Source organism: Serratia sp. FDAARGOS_506, assembly GCF_003812745.1.
In the GTDB taxonomy this organism is placed as follows: Bacteria; Pseudomonadota; Gammaproteobacteria; order Enterobacterales; family Enterobacteriaceae; genus Serratia.
In genome coordinates this window covers 1,174,536-1,191,653 of the sequence record NZ_CP033831.1, presented here as the reverse complement: position 1 = coordinate 1,191,653, position 17,118 = coordinate 1,174,536, and the positions used below count along the sequence as shown (strand labels likewise).

Genomic DNA, 17,118 nt, shown 5'->3' with positions numbered 1-17,118 from the left:
AGCACATGATGAAAAAAGAGATCACATTCACCGTGGTGGAACTGTGTCAGAGGGTGGAGATTTCAGAGGATGAACTGGTCGAGATCGTCGGCCTGGGTGTGATCGTGCCGCTGGAGCCGGCGCAGCCGAGCTGGGAGTTCGATTACCCGGCGCTGAGCCATCTTCAGCGCGCGCGCAGGCTGCGGGCCGAGCTGGATCTGGATTGGCCGGGGATCGCCATGGCGCTGACACTGCTCGATCGAGTTGATGCGCTGCAGCAAGAGAACCGCCAGCTGCGTCGGCAGCTGGCGCGTTTCTTGCAAACTTCCTGACTCGCCATCATAAACGCCACCGTGCGGTTCGGCGGTGGCGAAATTGCGCAAAATTGGGCCGCCGCCCCACATTGCGCCGATAAAGGGCGAAATTTTGACGAACCCCCGTCGACATTCGATGAAAATTGTTGATAAATGGGGAAAAGAATAAGCTTTGTAACAATTTCGTCTAGAATACATACCATTAAACGCTGTCTCAAATGGCAAGGTTTTCTAACAATATTCGAGTCAGGCAATAAAGCCTTTGGGAGTAATACCATGCAAGAGAATCATAAGATCCTGGTTGTCGATGATGACATGCGCCTGCGCGCGCTTTTAGAACGTTATTTAACCGAGCAGGGCTTCCAGGTTCGCAGCGTTGCCAACGCTGAGCAAATGGATCGCTTGCTGACCCGTGAATCCTTCCATCTGATGGTGCTCGATCTGATGTTGCCGGGCGAAGACGGCCTGTCCATTTGCCGCCGCCTGCGCAGCCAGAGCAACCCGATGCCGATCATTATGGTCACCGCCAAAGGCGAAGAGGTCGATCGCATCGTGGGGCTGGAAATCGGTGCCGACGACTACATTCCTAAACCGTTCAACCCGCGTGAGTTGTTGGCTCGCATCCGCGCGGTGCTGCGCCGCCAGGCTAACGAACTGCCGGGCGCGCCTTCGCAGGAAGAAGCGGTGATCGCGTTCGGCAAATTCAAACTGAACCTCGGCACCCGCGAGATGTTCCGCGAAGACGAACCGATGCCGTTGACCAGCGGCGAGTTCGCGGTTCTGAAGGCGCTGGTCAGCCACCCGCGTGAACCGTTGTCGCGCGATAAGCTGATGAACCTGGCGCGTGGCCGCGAATACAGCGCCATGGAGCGCTCGATCGACGTGCAGATCTCTCGCCTGCGCCGCATGGTAGAAGAAGACCCGGCGCACCCGCGTTATATCCAGACCGTTTGGGGTCTCGGCTACGTGTTCGTCCCGGACGGCAGCAAGGCATGAGGCGATTGCGCTTTTCACCGCGTAGCTCGTTTGCCCGAACCCTGTTGTTGATCGTCACCTTGCTGTTCGTCAGCCTGGTGACGACCTATCTGGTGGTGCTGAACTTCGCCATCCTGCCCAGCCTGCAGCAGTTCAACAAGGTATTGGCTTACGAAGTGCGTATGCTGATGACCGATCGGCTGCAGCTGGAGGACGGCACGCTGCTGGAAGTGCCACCGGCGTTCCGCCGTGAGATTTACCGCGAATTGGGCATCTCTCTCTACACCAACTCGGCGGCGGAGGAGAGCGGCCTGCGCTGGGCGCAGCACTACCAGTTCCTCAGCCAGCAGATGGCGCAACAGCTCGGCGGTCCGACCGATGTGCGGGTGGAGGTGAACAAGAACTCCCCGGTGGTGTGGCTGAAAACCTGGCTGCAGCCTGACATCTGGGTGCGCGTGCCGCTGACGGAAATCCACCAGGGTGACTTCTCTCCGCTGTTCCGTTATACGCTGGCGATCATGCTGCTGGCGATCGGTGGCGCCTGGCTGTTTATCCGCATTCAAAACCGCCCGCTGGTGGAGCTGGAACATGCGGCGCTGCAGGTGGGCAAGGGTATCATTCCGCCGCCGCTGCGCGAGTATGGCGCTTCCGAAGTACGGTCGGTGACTCGCGCTTTCAATCAGATGGCGTCGGGCGTCAAGCAGCTTGCGGACGATCGCACCTTGCTGATGGCCGGGGTCAGCCATGACCTGCGCACGCCGTTGACGCGTATCCGGCTGGCGACGGAGATGATGAGCGCCGAAGACGGCTATCTGGCCGAGTCGATCAATAAAGATATCGAAGAGTGCAACGCCATCATCGAACAGTTCATCGACTATCTGCGCACCGGGCAGGAGATGCCGACTGAAAGCAGCGATCTGAACGCCATTTTGGGCGAGGTGGTTGCGGCGGAAAGCGGTTATGAGCGGGTGATTGAAACCGCGCTGTCGCCGGGCGAGCTGATGATGAACGTGCACCCGCTGTCGATTAAGCGGGCGGCGGTGAACATGGTGGTGAACGCGGCGCGTTACGGCAACGGCTGGATCAAAGTCAGCAGCGGCCGCGAGCTGCAGCGCGGCTGGTTCCAGGTGGAGGATGACGGCCCGGGCATCAAGCCGGAAGAGTTGAAGCATCTGTTGCAGCCGTTCGTACGTGGTGACAGCGCGCGCAGCACCAGCGGCACCGGTCTGGGGCTGGCGATCGTGCAGCGTATTATCGACGCGCACGACGGCGAACTGGATATCGGCACCAGCGAACGCGGTGGGCTATTGATCCGCGCGTATATTCCGTTGCCGATGGAGAAAAAAGAGTCGGCCAACGGCCATCAAACCGCCAGGGAAAACGCCTGACGCTCTTGGCGCGGGCCGCGTCGTTGCGGCCCCGTCAGGACTTCCTGCTCATCACGTAGTATTCCGCCGCATCCTCATGCAACCGACGGCCGGTCGGCGCCTGCCACGGATCGATTAACTCGATGCCGCAGTGGAGGAAGTCTTTGGTATTGCGGGTGGCCAGGGCGGCACCGTAATGCAGGCAGGTGGCGGCGATTTGGGCATCCGGCACGCTCATCGCTTTACCCAGAAGCCGATTCCTTGCCGTCAATTCCGCGTATTGCATCGCGCACAGCCCATCAAACGGCAATATCTGCCCCTCGAACTTCAATTCAATCGCGTCCGCCAATTTGAGCTTGAGATCCCGCTGGCGCTTGCCGTCAGGCATGCAGGCGACGCCGCTGAACAGTTCGGCCAGGACAATGGCGCTCAGATAGAGCTCGTCATTGTCCTTTTCATTTAACCAGTTAATGACGTTGTAGTACGGACTGGGGCGCAGCGTTTCTGCAATGACGTTGGTGTCGAGAATAATCATGCGTTGTCATCTTCATCATCAAAGGTGACGATGCGTGGTGGCACGGCGTCACGCGGTGGGATCTCCAGCTCGACGCCGCCGAATTCGGCGAAGTGCTGATGCATCCAGGTACCCAATCCATAGCGCGGCGGCTTTTTCACCAGCGCCTGTTTCAGGATCATGCGCGCTTCCTCTTCCATGGAATGGCCGTTTTTCGCCGCTGAGATACGCAGCAGCTCTTTGATTTCGTCGTCCAGATTTCTGACGGTGATAGTAGCCATTGAAACCTCCTGTGCTATCAATGATTGCATTGACTTATTTTCCCGCCTTGCTGGTTAAAAAGCAATCACAGAAAATAAAAAAAGGCGCGGGATCCGCGCCTTAGCTGAAGAGGTAATGCTACCGAATTACAGCTTAGGGCCGGCGCTGACCAGCGCGGCGCCCGCAGGCGTGTCGGTGTACTTGTCGAAGTTGGTGATGAAGCGCTCGGCCAGATCCTGCGCTTTTTCCTGCCACTGCTCGAGGCTGGCGTAGGTATTGCGCGGATCGAGGATCTCCGGGTTCACGCCCGGCAGCGCGGTCGGCATTGCCAGATCGAAGATTGGCAGAGTAACGGTTTCCGCCTTGTCGATTTCACCGCTCAGGATGGCGTCGATGATGCCGCGCGTATCTTTGATCGAGATGCGTTTGCCGGTGCCGTTCCAGCCGGTGTTGACCAGATAAGCCTGGGCGCCGGCGGCCTGCATGCGTTTCACCAGCACTTCGGCGTATTGCGTCGGGTGCAGCGACAGGAAAGCAGCGCCGAAGCAGGCGGAGAAGGTTGGCGTCGGTTCGGTTACGCCGCGCTCGGTGCCGGCCAGCTTGGCGGTGAAGCCAGACAGGAAGTGGTACTGAGTCTGGTTGGCGGTCAAACGCGATACCGGCGGCAGTACGCCGAAGGCATCGGCGGTCAGGAAGATCACCTTGGTGGCGTGACCCGCCTTGGACACCGGCTTGACGATGTTCTGGATATGATAGATCGGGTAAGAAACGCGGGTGTTCTCGGTTTTCGAACCGTCGTTGAAGTCGATGCTGCCGTCGGCCAGCACGGTGACGTTTTCCAGCAGCGCGTCGCGTTTGATGGCGTGATAGATGTCCGGCTCGGCTTCTTCAGACAGCTTGATGGTCTTGGCGTAGCAGCCGCCTTCGAAGTTGAATACGCCGTCGTCATCCCAGCCGTGCTCGTCATCGCCGATCAGTTGACGTTTCGGGTCGGTGGAGAGAGTGGTCTTGCCGGTACCGGACAGGCCGAAGAATACCGCCACGTCGCCTTTCTCGCCCACGTTGGCCGAGCAGTGCATCGAGGCGATGCCTTTCAGCGGCAGCAGGTAGTTCATCATCGAGAACATGCCTTTCTTCATTTCGCCGCCGTACCAGGTGCCGCCGATCAGCTGCATGCGCTCGGTCAGGTTGAAGGCGACGAAGTTCTCCGAGTTCAGGCCTTGCTGCTGCCAGTTCGGGTTGGTGCATTTGGCGCCGTTCATCACCACGAAGTCCGGCTCGAAGTCGGCCAGCTCTTCGTCGCTCGGGCGGATGAACATGTTTTTCACGAAGTGCGCCTGCCAGGCCACCTCGGTGATGAAGCGCACTTTCAGGCGCGAGTCAGCGTTGGCGCCGCAGAAGGTATCCACCACGAACAGGCGCTTGCCGGACAATTGCTCGGTGACCAGGTGTTTCAGATCGGCCCACACTTCCGGGCTGAGGGGTTTGTTGTCGTTTTTGCCTTTGCCCTGATCGGCCCACCACACGGTATCGCGGGTGATGTCGTCGCGGACGATGTATTTGTCTTTCGGCGAGCGGCCGGTGAAGATGCCGGTATCGACGGCGACGGCACCCAGCTTGGTGACTACCCCACGCTCAAAACCTTCCAGAGATGGGTCTGTTTCTTCCTTAAACAGCAGTTCATAGCTCGGGTTGTGAACGATTTCGCTGACGTCGTGAATGCCGTAAGCGGCCAGATCCTGAGGGGTTATACCTTTAACGCGCATGTTACTACTCCTTGGTCACAGAATTTCTGGCGGCAATTGTAGGGATCTAACGGTGCGTAACCGCGATGGGTATCAAATATTTAACGTTTTAGGCGGTATTTCGTTACGATCTGAGAGATAGCACACGGAAAAAAGCAAACGTGCAAACGGCGGGCGTTGGCGAGCGCCGGGCGCGCCCGCCGAGGGGGTATGACTTAGTGCAACTGGTCGCTTTCGCCGGTGTTACCCGCATACAAAGCGGCAACATCAACCGGGTCAAAGACATAGTGGCTGCCACAGTAGTCGCAGTGCATGTCGATATTGCCGTCCTGCTCCAGCATGTCCGCCACTTCGTCGGTCGGCAGGGTCAGCAGCGCGTCGGCGCAACGCTGGCGCGAACAGGTGCAACGGAACTGCACATCCTGCGGTTCGTACAGGGTGACCTCTTCCTGGTGGTACAGGCGGTACAGCACTTCGTTGGCCGGTAGGCCGAACAGCTCTTCGCTTTTTACCGTGTTGGTCAGTTGCACCAGATGATCGAAATCATCAAGGTTGCCGTCTTGCGCCGGCAGCACCTGCAGCAGCATACCGGCCGCCGCGGACTTGCCTTCCGCTTCGCCGGTACGGATGAACAGGCGGGTTGGCAGCTGCTCAGACTGGCGGAAGTAGGCTTCCAGGCATTCGGCCAAGGTTTCACCTTCCAGGCCGACCACGCCCTGATAGCGCTCGCCTTCCGTCGGCGAAATGGTGATGACCATGACGCCGTTGCCGATCATCTGATGCAAGGTGCTGTCGTCGGCGATAGGCGCCTGGGTGCGCGCAACGCCGCGCATCTCCTGGCGGTTGTTGCCGTTGATCACCGCCAGCTTCAGTGGGCCGTCGCCTTGCAGCTGCACGGTGATGTCGCCGTCGAACTTCAGGGTCGCGGTCAGCAGACTGGTGGCGACCAGCAGCTCGCCCAGCAGCTTTTGCACCGGCGCCGGGTAGTCGTGGTTGTTCAGGATCTGCTGATAGGTTTCGCTGACGGTAACCAGCTCGCCGCGCACCGCGTAGTTTTCAAACAGGTAACGGTGCAATTGGTCATGGTTGGACATAATCTTCTCTCATTGCGGTGAGGGGGTTATTCCGGCTCACCAAATTTAAATTTCATCAGGTCGCGCCGCTCCTTTTTGTCCGGACGACGGTCCGGATGCGGCATGGTCAACGCGTTCATCTTGCGTGCCAGCGCCATTTTTTCGCGGTTGGCGATGCTGGCTTCGGTTTCCTGATACATTTGCTGCGCCTCGCCGGCGCCGCGGCGTTGGCTGGTCAGCGCCAGCACGATCACCGTGCGTTCTTCGTTGCCCTGCCGCAGCTTGAGCTCGGCGTTGAGTTCGACAATCTTGCTCGGCTTGCCGCGCTGGCCGTTGTAATGCACCTTGCCGCCGTCGATCATTTCGCGCGCCAGCGCGCGGGTCTTATAGAAGCGCGCGGCCCACAGCCACTTATCCAATCTGACCGCGTCGTCGCGCGTCGCTTTTTCCTTCATGCTTCCCCCTTGGCCAGCGCCGGTATCAGCAGGCGATAGTCGCGCATCGACGGATGGCGCTGGAAGCTTTTCTCCGCCGTGCTGGAGTCCGGATTTTGCACGCCCAGGCAGTAACGAATGCCGAAAGTGCGCGCCGCGTCGAGGATCGGCTCGCCGTCGTCGACGAACAGCGTGCGCTGCGGATTGAATCCGGTGTGCTGCTGCACCGCTTGCCACAGACGCTGATCTTCTTTCGGATAACCAAATGTGTGGGTAGAAAACAATAAATCAAGGTGCCGATCCAGACCGGTATGCTCGATTTTCACCGCCAGGCTGTGCGGATGGGCGTTGGTCAGCAAAATGGTTTGCAGACCGGCGTCGCGCAGCGCCCGTAAAAACGGCTCGGTGTCTTCGCGCAGCCGGGCGCGGCTGCCCACTTCGCTGGTCATACGGTAGATATCCAGATCCAACCGCTCGCTCCAGTAATCGAAGCAGTACCAGTTCATGGTGTGCTGCACCGCCTGATATTCCCGCTCAATGATATTACGGGCTTCGTCAAACGGAATGGCGCGCCTTTCGCTCAGGGCCTGCGGCACCAGGCTGAGCCAAAAATGGCTGTCGAACTCCAAATCCAGCAAGGTGCCGTCCATATCCAGCAACACGGTATCGATCTGCGGCCAGTCAAACTCGGGAACCATAAAAACTCCACGGGCGGACCGACGGGCGGTCCGCAGATGAGAATAATAGCGTTAGCGTAGCATAAGCAGATGACAGGGCGGAGGCCCTGATGTCAGGTTCAGGCCATCGGCCGCATCGACATCGGATTGAGCTGCGGATTGAAGCAGCTGTCATAGTAACGCTGGATATCGGCGACGCGGTGCTGATTGATGCGCCGACGCTGCACCAGCCGCCAGGCGTTATAGCCCAGGCTGACGACCACCGCCAGCAGCAGCAGGCTGGTGCCGAGGTAGCGCCACAGGGTGATCATATCCGGTTCGCTGTGCAGCGCCACGTGGCGAGTGCCGTTGGCATCGACGCTGAGGCTGGTGATCACGCCCTGCGCCTGGAACGGAGTATGCAGCAGCAGAGTGGAAAGACGTTGCAGCTCATTCCACTGATCGAGGGCATTATATTCGCTCTGCGGCGCCGGCGGTTGCGGGTGGCTGACCAATTGGCGGCCTTCGTCGCTGCGGATCAGGAACCCTCCCGGCGGCGGACTATTGAGCGCGGCGGCGGCCAGTCGCGTCTCATTGAAGATGAACGACGACGTGGCGACTTGGGTCAGGCTTTCCAGCGACTCGGCGCTCACCGGGCGCAGCAGGACGTTGACGCCTTGCAGCGCGCCGGACCTGGCGCGTTTCACCAGGCTGCTCCAGTTTTTGGCGTTACCCAGGTTGACCAAGGCGTTTTTCAACCGCACGCAGTCGTTTTCTGCCTGGCACAAATCCTGCGTTTTCAACACGATATCAGAGAAGTCGTCCAGCAGGATCATGCCGGATTTCTCGATGGCGCTGGCCAGCTGCGGGTTGACCTTCTGATCGGTGCCGCTCGGATGCAGCTGGCTGTTGACCGTGGTCAACAGGGCCGTCGCTTTGTCTATGACTTCAGATTCCGGCTGTGGCAGCGGGGCGGCGTTGTTCCAGTAAATGCCGGAGCAGTCGAACGGCGCGAAATTGGCGGCGCCGCCACCGTTAGCCGGCGGCGGGACATAGCACATGCCGCTGCCGCGCACTTTCAGCGTGTCGCCGATGCGTAGCGGCGTGGCTTCCAGCGCCTGCACGCTGGTCACTTCCACTTTTTGTGCACCCTGCAGCCAGGCCATGCTGAGAGTCAGCGGCAGGTTGAGCGGGATATAGATCAGCAGTAACAGCAGCACCAGCGCCGAGCTGGCGACCAGCACCGCGTTGCGGCCCCACTGCTGCAGCGGGAAGTTTTTCACTTCGTCATGCAGCGAGAGGAAGCGCCCCTGGCGCACCACCTGCCGATTGAGGTAGACGTCCACATCGGTGGTTTTGCCCAGGTCCTGCGTCAGGTACGGCTGCCAATGCGGCGGGTAGATAAGATCGATGATGCCGAGTGAAATGTTGCTGATCTGCCCCTGGCCGGATTCGCCGAACAGGCCCCAGCGCTTCGGCGTGCCGCGTAGGCAATGGATCTCTTTCAGCTCGCGTGACGCCGGACGGCGGAACAGGTTCCAGCATCCCCAGGCGATCATCAGTACCGCCACGAAAATCATCCACGGGATCACCAGCACCGGGCTTATCAGGCTGAAGAACAGCAGCAGCAACGCGGCGGAGATGATGACGGCTTCACGAATGCCGTTCGGCCGGTTCAGCGCATGCTCTTCCGGCGTTTCTTTACGAATATTGACCAGCTCGACATGCTCGCTCTCTTCCTTGCGGATAGAGGCGTTTTTAGTTGGCGCGGCGGTCACCACCGGCGCTTGCGGCCGATCGTGAATATGATCTTTCAGCGAGTGCCCGTTAAGCGAAATCACCAGTGGCAGTGTCTGAGTGCGGATCACTTCCACATGGTTGTCGGCGGTGATATAGGGTTCCCAAAACGGCGGCAGGTGAACCTCTTCGGCATCGAGGTAATAGCGCCATTTATTGGGATCGTCGCTGGCCAGCCCGTAGCGAGTGATGGCGTGCGTGACGGGATAAACGTTATCGCTTTGCGGGGTGAGCGCCAGTTTGGCTGGGGGCAGCGTAGCACCGCCGCCGGGCAACAGTTTGTTGCTTAGCTTGTTTTGTTGATTGAGATAGAACTCGACCGCGGCACGCTCTTCGTCGGTCAGCTTGCGGTGGGCAGGCTTGATAAACGGCAGTGCGTGCGCCAGCGCCGACGGGTTGCGGGCCTTGAACCACAGGTATAGACCGGCCGCAATCAGGCAGACAAGCACTAAGGCCAATATCAACACTATTGTGCTCATGCAATCCCCATCTCACACCCGTGAATTTCGCCAACCTGATGAAAAGCTGAATATTATACGGAGTAAACCGCCAGGAGGCACCCAGAACTAATGAGGGAACAAACAGATTCTCGCTCTGGATCTCATTCCTTCATGACGCAAGGCCATTTTATCACTGATTCTTGCCTGCGTGATACTAGCAACCGGCCTCTGCCGTCGATATCGGCATTATCCTATTTTCATGCACGCCGTTTGCTGAATCAGTACGGAAAATCGCCCGCCGCTGGCTACGCTTGTTAAAAGAAAGTAAATTACTGTTCATGCTCGTTGCGGCGGAGCTTGCCCTTAACGCACAATGTGATCAAGATCGAATTTGGTCAGCGTTTGAGCGCCAACGAGCCGTGCGTTACGCCAATCATTATTTCGGTTGCCCCGTCCGCGCCTGGGTAACCTCTTTGAGGCAATCATGGATAAACACCTGCAAAAACCTAAAATTCTGAAAGTGGAAACCGTCGCGCGTTCGCGTTTGTTCAACGTCGAGTCGGTCGATTTGGAATTCAGCAACGGTGTTCGGCGGGTATATGAGCGCATGAGGCCTTCGGATCGCGAGGCGGTGATGATCGTGCCGGTGATTGGCGATGACCTGCTGCTGATCCGCGAATATGCGGTGGGCACCGAATCCTATGAGTTGGGGTTCCCGAAAGGGCTGATCGATCCCGGTGAGGGGGTGCTGGAGGCAGCCAACCGCGAGCTGATGGAAGAGGTGGGTTACGGCGCGAAGCGCTTTGATTTTCTCAGCAAGCTGACGATGGCGCCTTCTTACTTTTCCAGCAAAATGAATATCGTGCTGGCGCACGATCTCTATCCGCAGAGCCTGGAAGGGGACGAGCCGGAGCCCCTGCCGCAGGTGCGTTGGCCGATCGCCGACATGATGGCGCTGCTGGCGGAACCGGATTTTCGTGAGGCGCGCAACGTCAGCGCGCTGTTCCTCTCCGAAGCGTTTTTGCGCGCTTCGCGCTGATAACGCTTCGCGCCGAACAAAAAAAGGGCCAGATTTCTCTGGCCCTTTTCGATCAGAACAGCTCGTGGCTTTCACCGCCCGGATCGGTCAACGTGGTACCGGTATCGCGCGATGGGTAGTCCGTCGGCTGCGTCCCTTCGATAAAGTACTCGGAACGACTGCCGCCGCCACCGCCAGAGAGCTTGCCGCTGCTCTTGTCGATGGTGACGCTGATGATGCCCGGCGGCGGCGTGACTTTCTGCTCCGGGATGCCTTCCAGCGCAATCTTCATGAAGTCGTCCCATGCCGGTTGGGCGCTCTTGGCACCGCCTTCACCGCCGGAAATCTGATCCGGGATGGCGCCGGATACCGTCGAACGGCCCAGGTCACGACGATGATCGTCGAAACCGATCCACACCGACGTCACGGTATCCGGGCCATAGCCGGAGAACCAGGCGTCTTTTGAACTGTTGGTGGTACCGGTTTTGCCGCCGATATCATGGCGTTTCAGATCGCGCCCGGCGCGCCAGGCTGTGCCCATCCAACCCGGTTCGCCGAAGATGTTGCTGTTCAGCGCGTCGTGGATCAGGAAGGCCAGCGGCGTGCTGATCACGTGCGGCGCATACTGTTGGTCGCCGTCCTGCTGCACCTGAGCCGGGGTAACCTGCTCCAGCTGCGGCATTGGCACCGTGCTGTTGCCGCCTTCCTGCGAGGTGGCGACGTTTTCGATGTTGTCGTCGGACAGCACCGCCGAACGGTGGGTATCGCCGTAGATCACCGGCAGGTTGCAGCTGCTGCACACCACTTTCGGCTTGGCTTCGAACACCGTATTGCCGTTGTCGTCTTCAATCTTGGTGATGAAGTACGGGTCAACCAGGTAACCGCCGTTCGCCAGCACCGCGTAGCCGCGCACCAGCTGCATCGGGGTGAAGGAGGCGGAACCCAGCGCCAGCGATTCGGTATGCACGATGTTTTGCGCCGGGAAGCCGAAGCGCTGCAGATATTCCGCCGCGTAGTCGACGCCCATCGCACGCATTGCGCGCACCATCACCACGTTCTTCGATTGCCCCAGCCCCTGCCGCAGGCGAATCGGGCCGTCGTAGGTCGGCGGCGAGTTCTTCGGCCGCCAGTCGGTGCCGGCGCCGGCATCCCAACGGGTAATCGGCAAGTCATTCAGAATAGTGGCCAGCGTCAGGCCTTTATCCATCGCGGCGGTGTACAAGAATGGTTTGATGTTCGACCCCACCTGACGAAGAGCCTGCGTGACGCGGTTGAACTTGCTCTGGTTGAAATCGAAGCCGCCGACCAGCGCCTTTACCGCACCGTCGTTCGGGTTGATCGAGACCAGCGCCGAGTTGACGTCCGGCACCTGCGACAGCCACCAGGCCTCGTTCACTTTGCGCACCCACACCTGCTGGCCGGCCTGCACCACGTCGGTGACGCGTTTCGGCGTTGGGCCTTGCTGAGTGTCCGAACGGTATGGGCGCGCCCAGCGCATGGTCGCCATCGGCAGAGCAATGTTGCTGCCGTCGGCCAGCATCGCCGTCGCTTCCTGCGGGTTGGCGGCGGTGATCACCGCCGGCGCCAGCGGGCCGTAGTTCGGCAGGTTTTTCAGCGAATCGACGATCTGTTTGCGATCCCAGGCCGCTTCGCCAACTTTCCACAACACGTTGGACGGGCCACGGTAGCCGTGGCGCATGTCATAGGCCAGCACGTTGTTGCGTACCGACTCCTGCGCCGCCAGCTGCAGCCGTTTGGTGACGGTGGTGTAAACCTTATAGCCGTCGGTATAGGCATTCTCACCGTAGCGCTTGATCATCTCCTGACGCACCATCTCGGAGAGATACGGCGCGGAGAAGCTGATTTCCGGCGCATGGTAGTTGGCGACCAGATCTTCAGAGCGCGCCTGATCGTACTGCGCCTGCGTGATGTAGTGTTCGTCCAGCATGCGCGACAGCACCACGTTGCGGCGGGCAACGGCGCGATCGTGCGAATAGAGCGGGTTGAAGGTGGACGGCGCTTTCGGCAGGCCGGCGATGGTCGCCATTTCGCTCAGAGTCAGCTGGCTGACGTCTTTACCGAAATAGACCTGCGCGGCGGCGCCCACGCCGTAGGCGCGGTAACCCAGATAGATCTTGTTCAGATACAGCTCAAGGATTTCATCCTTGGTGAGCATCTGCTCGATGCGCACCGCCAGGAAGGCTTCCTTGATTTTACGCATCAAGGTGCGTTCCGGGCTTAAGAAGAAGTTACGCGCCAGCTGTTGGGTAATGGTACTGGCCCCCTGCGAAGCGTGGCCGGAGACCAACGCGATGGAGGCGGCGCGGAAGATACCGACCGGATCGACGCCGTGGTGATCATAGAAGCGGCTGTCTTCGGTGGCGATGAATGCGTGCACCATCACCGGCGGAATTTGATCCAGTTTCAGCGGAATGCGGCGCTTCTCGCCGTACTGGGCGATCAGTTCGCCATCGGCGCTGTAAACCTGCATCGGTATTTGCAGCCGCACGTCTTTCAGCGTTGCGACGTCGGGCAGCTGCGGCTCGACATATTTGTACAAGCCGAAAATCGAGGCTGCTCCCAGCACGATGCAACATACTGCAAGGATTAGTAAATACTTTACGAACTTCACCTGAGATTTCCCATTTCTAAGTCATTTGGGCAGTTTATAAACAACCGCGCGGTAGTATAAAGGCAAGCCTGCGACATGGATATGTTCTTTTATCATCGGATGTTATGGAGGCTTGCGAAACATGTTCCCTCAAGCATGGCAGGTGGGGCTGGATATACAAATCGACTGCGTGCGGGCGGTGGCGGCCCAACGTCGCCGCAACGGCTGGCAGCTGCGGCACTGGTGGCAGCAGGCGCTGCCGCAGGCCGTTTTACGCGACGGCTGTTTGGAACCTTCCGAATTCTTGATCCGGGCGCTGCGGCAATGGCGCGTCCAATTGCCGCGACATATTTCCTTACGCATTGCGCTGCCGGCGCAGCGCGTGTTGCAGCAGCGCATTGCGCAGCCGGATGCGCGGCTGCGCGAGCCGGAACGCAGCGACTATATCAGTGGCCATGGCTTGAAACAGTTTCCGCTCGACGGCCAGACGCTGGCGCTTGACTATCGCGCCGCACCGGCGGATGAGGCGGCGCTGCTGTTGACCGCCGCGCGGCGGCAGGAGCTGCAGCAGTGGCTGCATTGTTTACGTCAGGCAGGCCTGTACCCACAAGCGGTCGATATCACCCCTTGCGCGCTGCGGGTGATGGCGACGGCGGCGGGCGTGCCGCTCGCCGCGGGGCTGATACATCGTCTCGACCGGGAATGGCTTTGGGTGGCGCCGGCCGACGGCGCGTTCGCCTTTGGTCTGGTTCCTGGCGATGATGGTGCGCAGGCGCGGCTGGCGCTGCAAGCCCTGACGCCAGCGGGTGACGATCGGCCGGTCTATGCCGGCAGCGTGCTGGCGGGAGACTTGCCCGCCGGTTGCCTTGCCTGGTCGCCGCTCAGCGCCTTCACGCAGTTGCGTCCGCCGTTGCCTGTGCATCCCTCGGCGTTCGCGTTGGCCGGAGGTCTGGCGCTGCGCGAGGAGGATCGCTGATGTATCAGGTCAACTTTCTGCCTTGGCGCCAGCGCCGCGATCGGCGGCGCGGCTATTTTTGGTTGGGCGTGCTGCTGTTGCAGGTAACGGTACTGTTGCTGGCGCTGTTACTGGTTGCCGGCCAGTTGCGTCATCAACAGACGCAGCGGCAGGCGCGGCTGGCGATGCTGGGTGAAGAGCTGACGGCATTGACGTCGCTCGCCCGCCGGCAGCAGCAAGAGCGGGCGCAGCAAGCGATGCACAGTGCCCGCGCCGAACGGCAGGCGCGCAATGTCCAACATAACCGGCGTTACTTACAGCTGCTGCAGCGATTGTCCAGCACTGTTCCGCCTCCGCTGTGGCTCACGGCGTTGGAAAGCGATATGGCGAACGGCCTGCGGCTGCGTGGGTTGAGCCGTACTCCTGCGGCCATCACGCAGTTCGAACGGAGGCTGGCGGAGATGTCTACATTGCCACGGCTGCGTTTGGCGGAGGTGGTGCAACGCGACGATGGCCTGTACACCTTTCATCTGGTGGCGCAACTGCAATGGGGGCGCGATGGATAGCCGTTTGTCATCCGGGCTGCGCTTCTGGCTGGACTTGCCGGGTTGGCGATTACTGGCGGCGCAATGGTTGGGCATCGGTATGTTGGCACTGTTGGGCGGCGGCTGGCTGCTGCAAGACGAATGGCGGCAGCGGGAAAGCGCGACGGAGCGGCAACAGCGCCTGCTGCAACAGATCGCCATGGTGCAGCGCCAACTGGACGAAGTGCCGGAAACCCTTATACCGCCGACGCCGATCGGCACGACCGCCACCGGCGATCTGGCGAGCGTGCTGCAACGTGCGGGAGGCGCCTTGTTACGCTGGCAACGGCAGGAAAAACCGCCGCGACAAACGCTGAGCTTGCGCATTGATTATGCCGGTTTGCTGGCGTTGCTGGGGGCGTTGCCTGCCGATTTACGCCTCGAACAGCTGAGCGTGGAGACGCCGCCGCAGGGCATGGCGGCGCGCTTGGTGTTGCAGGATGCCTCCGAGGAGCAAGCCGATGAGTAAAAGATCCGGCCGCTGGTGGTGGCTGCTATGGCCGTGGGCGTTATACGCGGAACCGCGCGACCCGTTTTCGCCACCTCCGCAGTCTGCTTGTGCCCAGCTGGAGGTATCGCCGTCAGGCTGGCGCCTGAAAGGTGTCATCGGGCAAGCGCCGTTACGTTATGGCTGGGTGATGACGCCAGCGGGGCAATGGCTACGCCTGCGACCTCAGCAGCGGGTGCTGGCCGAGCGCTGGCTGGTGACGCAGGTGCAGGCGCGCAGCCTGACGTTAACGGCGCTGACGACCGAGCCAGATTGCCCGGCGAGCCAGGGCGACGTATTGCTGATGATGGACGATAAGGATGGCAAACCATGAAAGGACGCACCGGACTGGGCGTGGCGCTGTGGTGTCTGGCGCTCGGCGCCGCGCTGGCGCAGGATAAACAGGTTATTTCGCTGGAGTTTCAAGATGCGCCGGTCACGGTCATCCTGCAGGCGCTGGCGGATTATCGGCAGATGAACCTGATCGCCGCGCCCGGCGTGAGCGGAAACCTGACGCTGCGGCTGGAGAATGTGCCCTGGCCTCAGGCGCTGGCGCTGACCCTGCGCATGGGTAACCTGGCGATGACACGGGAGGGTAACGTGATGCTGATCTCGCCGGAGCCGAACGCGCAGGAAAAAAGGCAGCAGCGGGAGGCGCTGGCGCAGCGGCAACCGCTGCACAGCCTGACCCTGACGTTACAGAACGGCGATGCGGCGGAGATTGCCGAAAGCCTCAATGCCCAACGCGGTGCTTTGCTCAGCGAGCGGGGCAGCGTGCTGGCGGATAAGCGCACCAATGCGCTGCTGCTGCGTGATACCGCGCCGATCCTGGCGCAGTTGAAAAAGCGGGTAACGGAAATGGACGCGCCGCTGGCGCAGGTGCAGCTGGCGGCGCATATCGTGACCATCAACAGCGAAAGCCTGCGCGAACTTGGCGTGCGTTGGGGATTGGCGCCCGACGACAGGCCGGCACAGCCGCTGCGGCCAGGCAATCTCGGCGTTAACCTGCCGCTGGAGCGCAGCGCGGTGAATGCCGGTTTCCACCTGGCGCGCATCAGCGGGCGCTTGCTGAGCCTCGAGCTGACGGCGCTGGAGCAGGAGAATCAGGTGGAGATCATCGCCAGCCCGCGCCTGCTGACGGCGCACCTGCAAACCGCCAGCATCAAGCAAGGAACGGAGATCCCCTACGAAGTGTCAAGCGGCGCCAGCGGTGCGACCGCCATCGAGTTTAAAGAGGCGGTGCTTGGCATGGAGGTGACGCCGAAGGTGCTGCCGGATGGGCGCATCACGCTGACGCTGCACATCAGCCAAAATATGCCGGGACGCGCCATCAGCCGGGGCGCGGGAGAAGCCCTGACCATCGATAAACAGGAAATTAAAACGCAGATCACGGTGAAAAACGGCGAAACCCTGGTGCTCGGCGGTATTTTTCAACGGCACAGCGGCAAGACGGCGGACAAGGTGCCGGGATTGGGAGATGCGCCGTTATTGGGGGGCTTGTTCCGACAAAGCGGCACACAACAAAAAAAACGCGAGCTGGTGATCTTCATTACGCCGACCCTGATTAAGGGTTAAGCGGCTGCCTGTCAGCCAGGCGGCAAATCTCCTAAAGTTGATGAGCAGATACACTTTTTTATCTCCTTGGGGGGATCTGCGTTTGACGCTGCGGCCGATTTAGCTTACAAGGGTTACCGAATTGAGCACCGAGGTTTTTTGTTAGCGCCAAGACGCCGTTAAAAACATATGGTTTCCCTCCCGCGGCGTGGATTGCGATTTATTCGGTTGCCAAACTACCAAGAGTGTTGAGATAATTTTTCGTCTGATCTCGCACTATCGCTCATGAGGTTTCAGTTTAGGTCCCGCCGCTGATTTGATTGGCGGGGCGGGTTAACATTAACGAATTGTCTT

General features: G+C 60.1%; 17 protein-coding genes. 9 read left to right on the top strand and 8 right to left on the bottom strand.

Annotated features, from left to right (window positions below; all coding sequences use genetic code 11):
• Positions 1-5: 5 nt before the first annotated feature.
• The 3 genes from EGY12_RS06005 to envZ all read left to right on the top strand — a co-directional run bounded on the left by EGY12_RS06005 (position 6) and on the right by envZ (position 2,656).
• Positions 6-311 (top strand): chaperone modulator CbpM, encoded by a 306-nt coding sequence (locus EGY12_RS06005; protein ID WP_049202813.1) that lies wholly within the window; start codon positions 6-8, stop codon positions 309-311.
• A gap of 258 nt (positions 312-569) precedes the next feature.
• Positions 570-1,289 carry a two-component system response regulator OmpR gene (ompR, locus tag EGY12_RS06000; RefSeq protein WP_004709363.1) on the top strand — a complete coding sequence of 240 codons (720 nt, stop codon included), beginning with the start codon at positions 570-572 and terminating at the stop codon, positions 1,287-1,289.
• A complete protein-coding gene (gene envZ / locus EGY12_RS05995) occupies positions 1,286-2,656 on the top strand; it encodes a two-component system sensor histidine kinase EnvZ (RefSeq protein WP_038881686.1) in 1,371 nt (456 codons plus the stop codon). Before ompR ends, envZ begins: the two co-directional genes overlap by 4 nt.
• Before the next feature lie 34 nt (positions 2,657-2,690).
• Here the strand turns inward: envZ and EGY12_RS05990 are convergent, their stop codons facing one another.
• From EGY12_RS05990 to EGY12_RS05960, 7 genes are all read right to left on the bottom strand, one after another.
• Entirely contained in the window at positions 2,691-3,170 is a 480-nt protein-coding gene (locus tag EGY12_RS05990) for a type II toxin-antitoxin system VapC family toxin (RefSeq protein ID WP_123892864.1), read from the bottom strand.
• A complete protein-coding gene (locus EGY12_RS05985) occupies positions 3,167-3,430 on the bottom strand; it encodes a plasmid stability protein (protein WP_004930730.1) in 264 nt (87 codons plus the stop codon). Before EGY12_RS05985 ends, EGY12_RS05990 begins: the two co-directional genes overlap by 4 nt.
• A gap of 126 nt (positions 3,431-3,556) precedes the next feature.
• Positions 3,557-5,176: a phosphoenolpyruvate carboxykinase (ATP) gene (pckA, locus tag EGY12_RS05980; protein ID WP_123892863.1), complete on the bottom strand. Its 1,620-nt coding sequence runs from the start codon at positions 5,174-5,176 to the stop codon at positions 3,557-3,559.
• A gap of 194 nt (positions 5,177-5,370) precedes the next feature.
• The gene (gene hslO, locus EGY12_RS05975; RefSeq protein ID WP_123892862.1) at positions 5,371-6,249 is read right to left on the bottom strand and encodes an Hsp33 family molecular chaperone HslO; all 879 of its coding nucleotides are present in this window, start codon (positions 6,247-6,249) and stop codon (positions 5,371-5,373) included.
• Positions 6,250-6,275: 26 nt separating this feature from the next.
• A complete protein-coding gene (hslR, locus tag EGY12_RS05970) occupies positions 6,276-6,683 on the bottom strand; it encodes a ribosome-associated heat shock protein Hsp15 (RefSeq protein WP_015379306.1) in 408 nt (135 codons plus the stop codon).
• Positions 6,680-7,360 (bottom strand): GMP/IMP nucleotidase, encoded by a 681-nt coding sequence (gene yrfG / locus EGY12_RS05965; RefSeq protein WP_074026080.1) that lies wholly within the window; start codon positions 7,358-7,360, stop codon positions 6,680-6,682. The genes hslR and yrfG overlap by 4 nt, the downstream gene beginning before the upstream one ends.
• 98 nt (positions 7,361-7,458) lie before the next feature.
• Positions 7,459-9,594 (bottom strand): intracellular growth attenuator family protein, encoded by a 2,136-nt coding sequence (locus tag EGY12_RS05960; RefSeq protein WP_123892861.1) that lies wholly within the window; start codon positions 9,592-9,594, stop codon positions 7,459-7,461.
• Between the two features lie 445 nt (positions 9,595-10,039).
• Between EGY12_RS05960 and nudE the strand changes: the two genes are divergently transcribed.
• Complete coding sequence (nudE, locus tag EGY12_RS05955; protein ID WP_038878156.1) at positions 10,040-10,594, top strand: ADP compounds hydrolase NudE; 555 nt, start codon at positions 10,040-10,042, stop codon at positions 10,592-10,594.
• Positions 10,595-10,646: 52 nt separating this feature from the next.
• On the opposite strand, the gene mrcA is transcribed toward nudE, so the two are convergent.
• Complete coding sequence (gene mrcA / locus EGY12_RS05950) at positions 10,647-13,205, bottom strand: peptidoglycan glycosyltransferase/peptidoglycan DD-transpeptidase MrcA (protein WP_123892860.1); 2,559 nt, start codon at positions 13,203-13,205, stop codon at positions 10,647-10,649.
• A 121-nt stretch (positions 13,206-13,326) separates the two neighbouring features.
• On the opposite strand from mrcA, the gene pilM reads away from it, so the two are divergent.
• From pilM to hofQ, 5 genes are read left to right on the top strand one after another with little or no spacing between them, the layout of a single operon-like run.
• Entirely contained in the window at positions 13,327-14,160 is an 834-nt protein-coding gene (gene pilM, locus EGY12_RS05945; RefSeq protein ID WP_123892859.1) for a type IV pilus biogenesis protein PilM, read from the top strand.
• Positions 14,160-14,705 (top strand): PilN domain-containing protein, encoded by a 546-nt coding sequence (locus EGY12_RS05940; RefSeq protein ID WP_123892858.1) that lies wholly within the window; start codon positions 14,160-14,162, stop codon positions 14,703-14,705. The genes pilM and EGY12_RS05940 overlap by 1 nt, the downstream gene beginning before the upstream one ends.
• Positions 14,698-15,192, top strand: coding sequence for a hypothetical protein (locus EGY12_RS05935; RefSeq protein WP_123892857.1), 495 nt, complete (start codon positions 14,698-14,700; stop codon positions 15,190-15,192). The genes EGY12_RS05940 and EGY12_RS05935 overlap by 8 nt, the downstream gene beginning before the upstream one ends.
• Positions 15,185-15,544 carry a HofP DNA utilization family protein gene (locus EGY12_RS05930; protein WP_123892856.1) on the top strand — a complete coding sequence of 120 codons (360 nt, stop codon included), beginning with the start codon at positions 15,185-15,187 and terminating at the stop codon, positions 15,542-15,544. The genes EGY12_RS05935 and EGY12_RS05930 overlap by 8 nt, the downstream gene beginning before the upstream one ends.
• The gene (gene hofQ / locus EGY12_RS05925; protein ID WP_123892855.1) at positions 15,541-16,785 is read left to right on the top strand and encodes a DNA uptake porin HofQ; all 1,245 of its coding nucleotides are present in this window, start codon (positions 15,541-15,543) and stop codon (positions 16,783-16,785) included. The genes EGY12_RS05930 and hofQ overlap by 4 nt, the downstream gene beginning before the upstream one ends.
• Positions 16,786-17,118 lie beyond the last annotated feature (333 nt).

What these genes read in the sequence shown, in the direction of transcription:
- hslR (WP_015379306.1), bottom strand. Translation starts at nt 6,683, where the DNA reads ATGAAGGAAAAAGCGACGCGCGACGACGCGGTCAGATTGGATAAGTGG.
- EGY12_RS05960 (WP_123892861.1), bottom strand. Translation starts at nt 9,594, where the DNA reads ATGAGCACAATAGTGTTGATATTGGCCTTAGTGCTTGTCTGCCTGATT.
- EGY12_RS05990 (WP_123892864.1), bottom strand. Translation starts at nt 3,170, where the DNA reads ATGATTATTCTCGACACCAACGTCATTGCAGAAACGCTGCGCCCCAGT.
- EGY12_RS05935 (WP_123892857.1), top strand. Translation starts at nt 14,698, where the DNA reads ATGGATAGCCGTTTGTCATCCGGGCTGCGCTTCTGGCTGGACTTGCCG.
- nudE (WP_038878156.1), top strand. Translation starts at nt 10,040, where the DNA reads ATGGATAAACACCTGCAAAAACCTAAAATTCTGAAAGTGGAAACCGTC.
- pilM (WP_123892859.1), top strand. Translation starts at nt 13,327, where the DNA reads ATGTTCCCTCAAGCATGGCAGGTGGGGCTGGATATACAAATCGACTGC.
- hofQ (WP_123892855.1), top strand. Translation starts at nt 15,541, where the DNA reads ATGAAAGGACGCACCGGACTGGGCGTGGCGCTGTGGTGTCTGGCGCTC.
- EGY12_RS05985 (WP_004930730.1), bottom strand. Translation starts at nt 3,430, where the DNA reads ATGGCTACTATCACCGTCAGAAATCTGGACGACGAAATCAAAGAGCTG.
- hslO (WP_123892862.1), bottom strand. Translation starts at nt 6,249, where the DNA reads ATGTCCAACCATGACCAATTGCACCGTTACCTGTTTGAAAACTACGCG.
- EGY12_RS06005 (WP_049202813.1), top strand. Translation starts at nt 6, where the DNA reads ATGATGAAAAAAGAGATCACATTCACCGTGGTGGAACTGTGTCAGAGG.
- envZ (WP_038881686.1), top strand. Translation starts at nt 1,286, where the DNA reads ATGAGGCGATTGCGCTTTTCACCGCGTAGCTCGTTTGCCCGAACCCTG.
- pckA (WP_123892863.1), bottom strand. Translation starts at nt 5,176, where the DNA reads ATGCGCGTTAAAGGTATAACCCCTCAGGATCTGGCCGCTTACGGCATT.
- EGY12_RS05930 (WP_123892856.1), top strand. Translation starts at nt 15,185, where the DNA reads ATGAGTAAAAGATCCGGCCGCTGGTGGTGGCTGCTATGGCCGTGGGCG.
- ompR (WP_004709363.1), top strand. Translation starts at nt 570, where the DNA reads ATGCAAGAGAATCATAAGATCCTGGTTGTCGATGATGACATGCGCCTG.
- EGY12_RS05940 (WP_123892858.1), top strand. Translation starts at nt 14,160, where the DNA reads ATGTATCAGGTCAACTTTCTGCCTTGGCGCCAGCGCCGCGATCGGCGG.
- yrfG (WP_074026080.1), bottom strand. Translation starts at nt 7,360, where the DNA reads ATGGTTCCCGAGTTTGACTGGCCGCAGATCGATACCGTGTTGCTGGAT.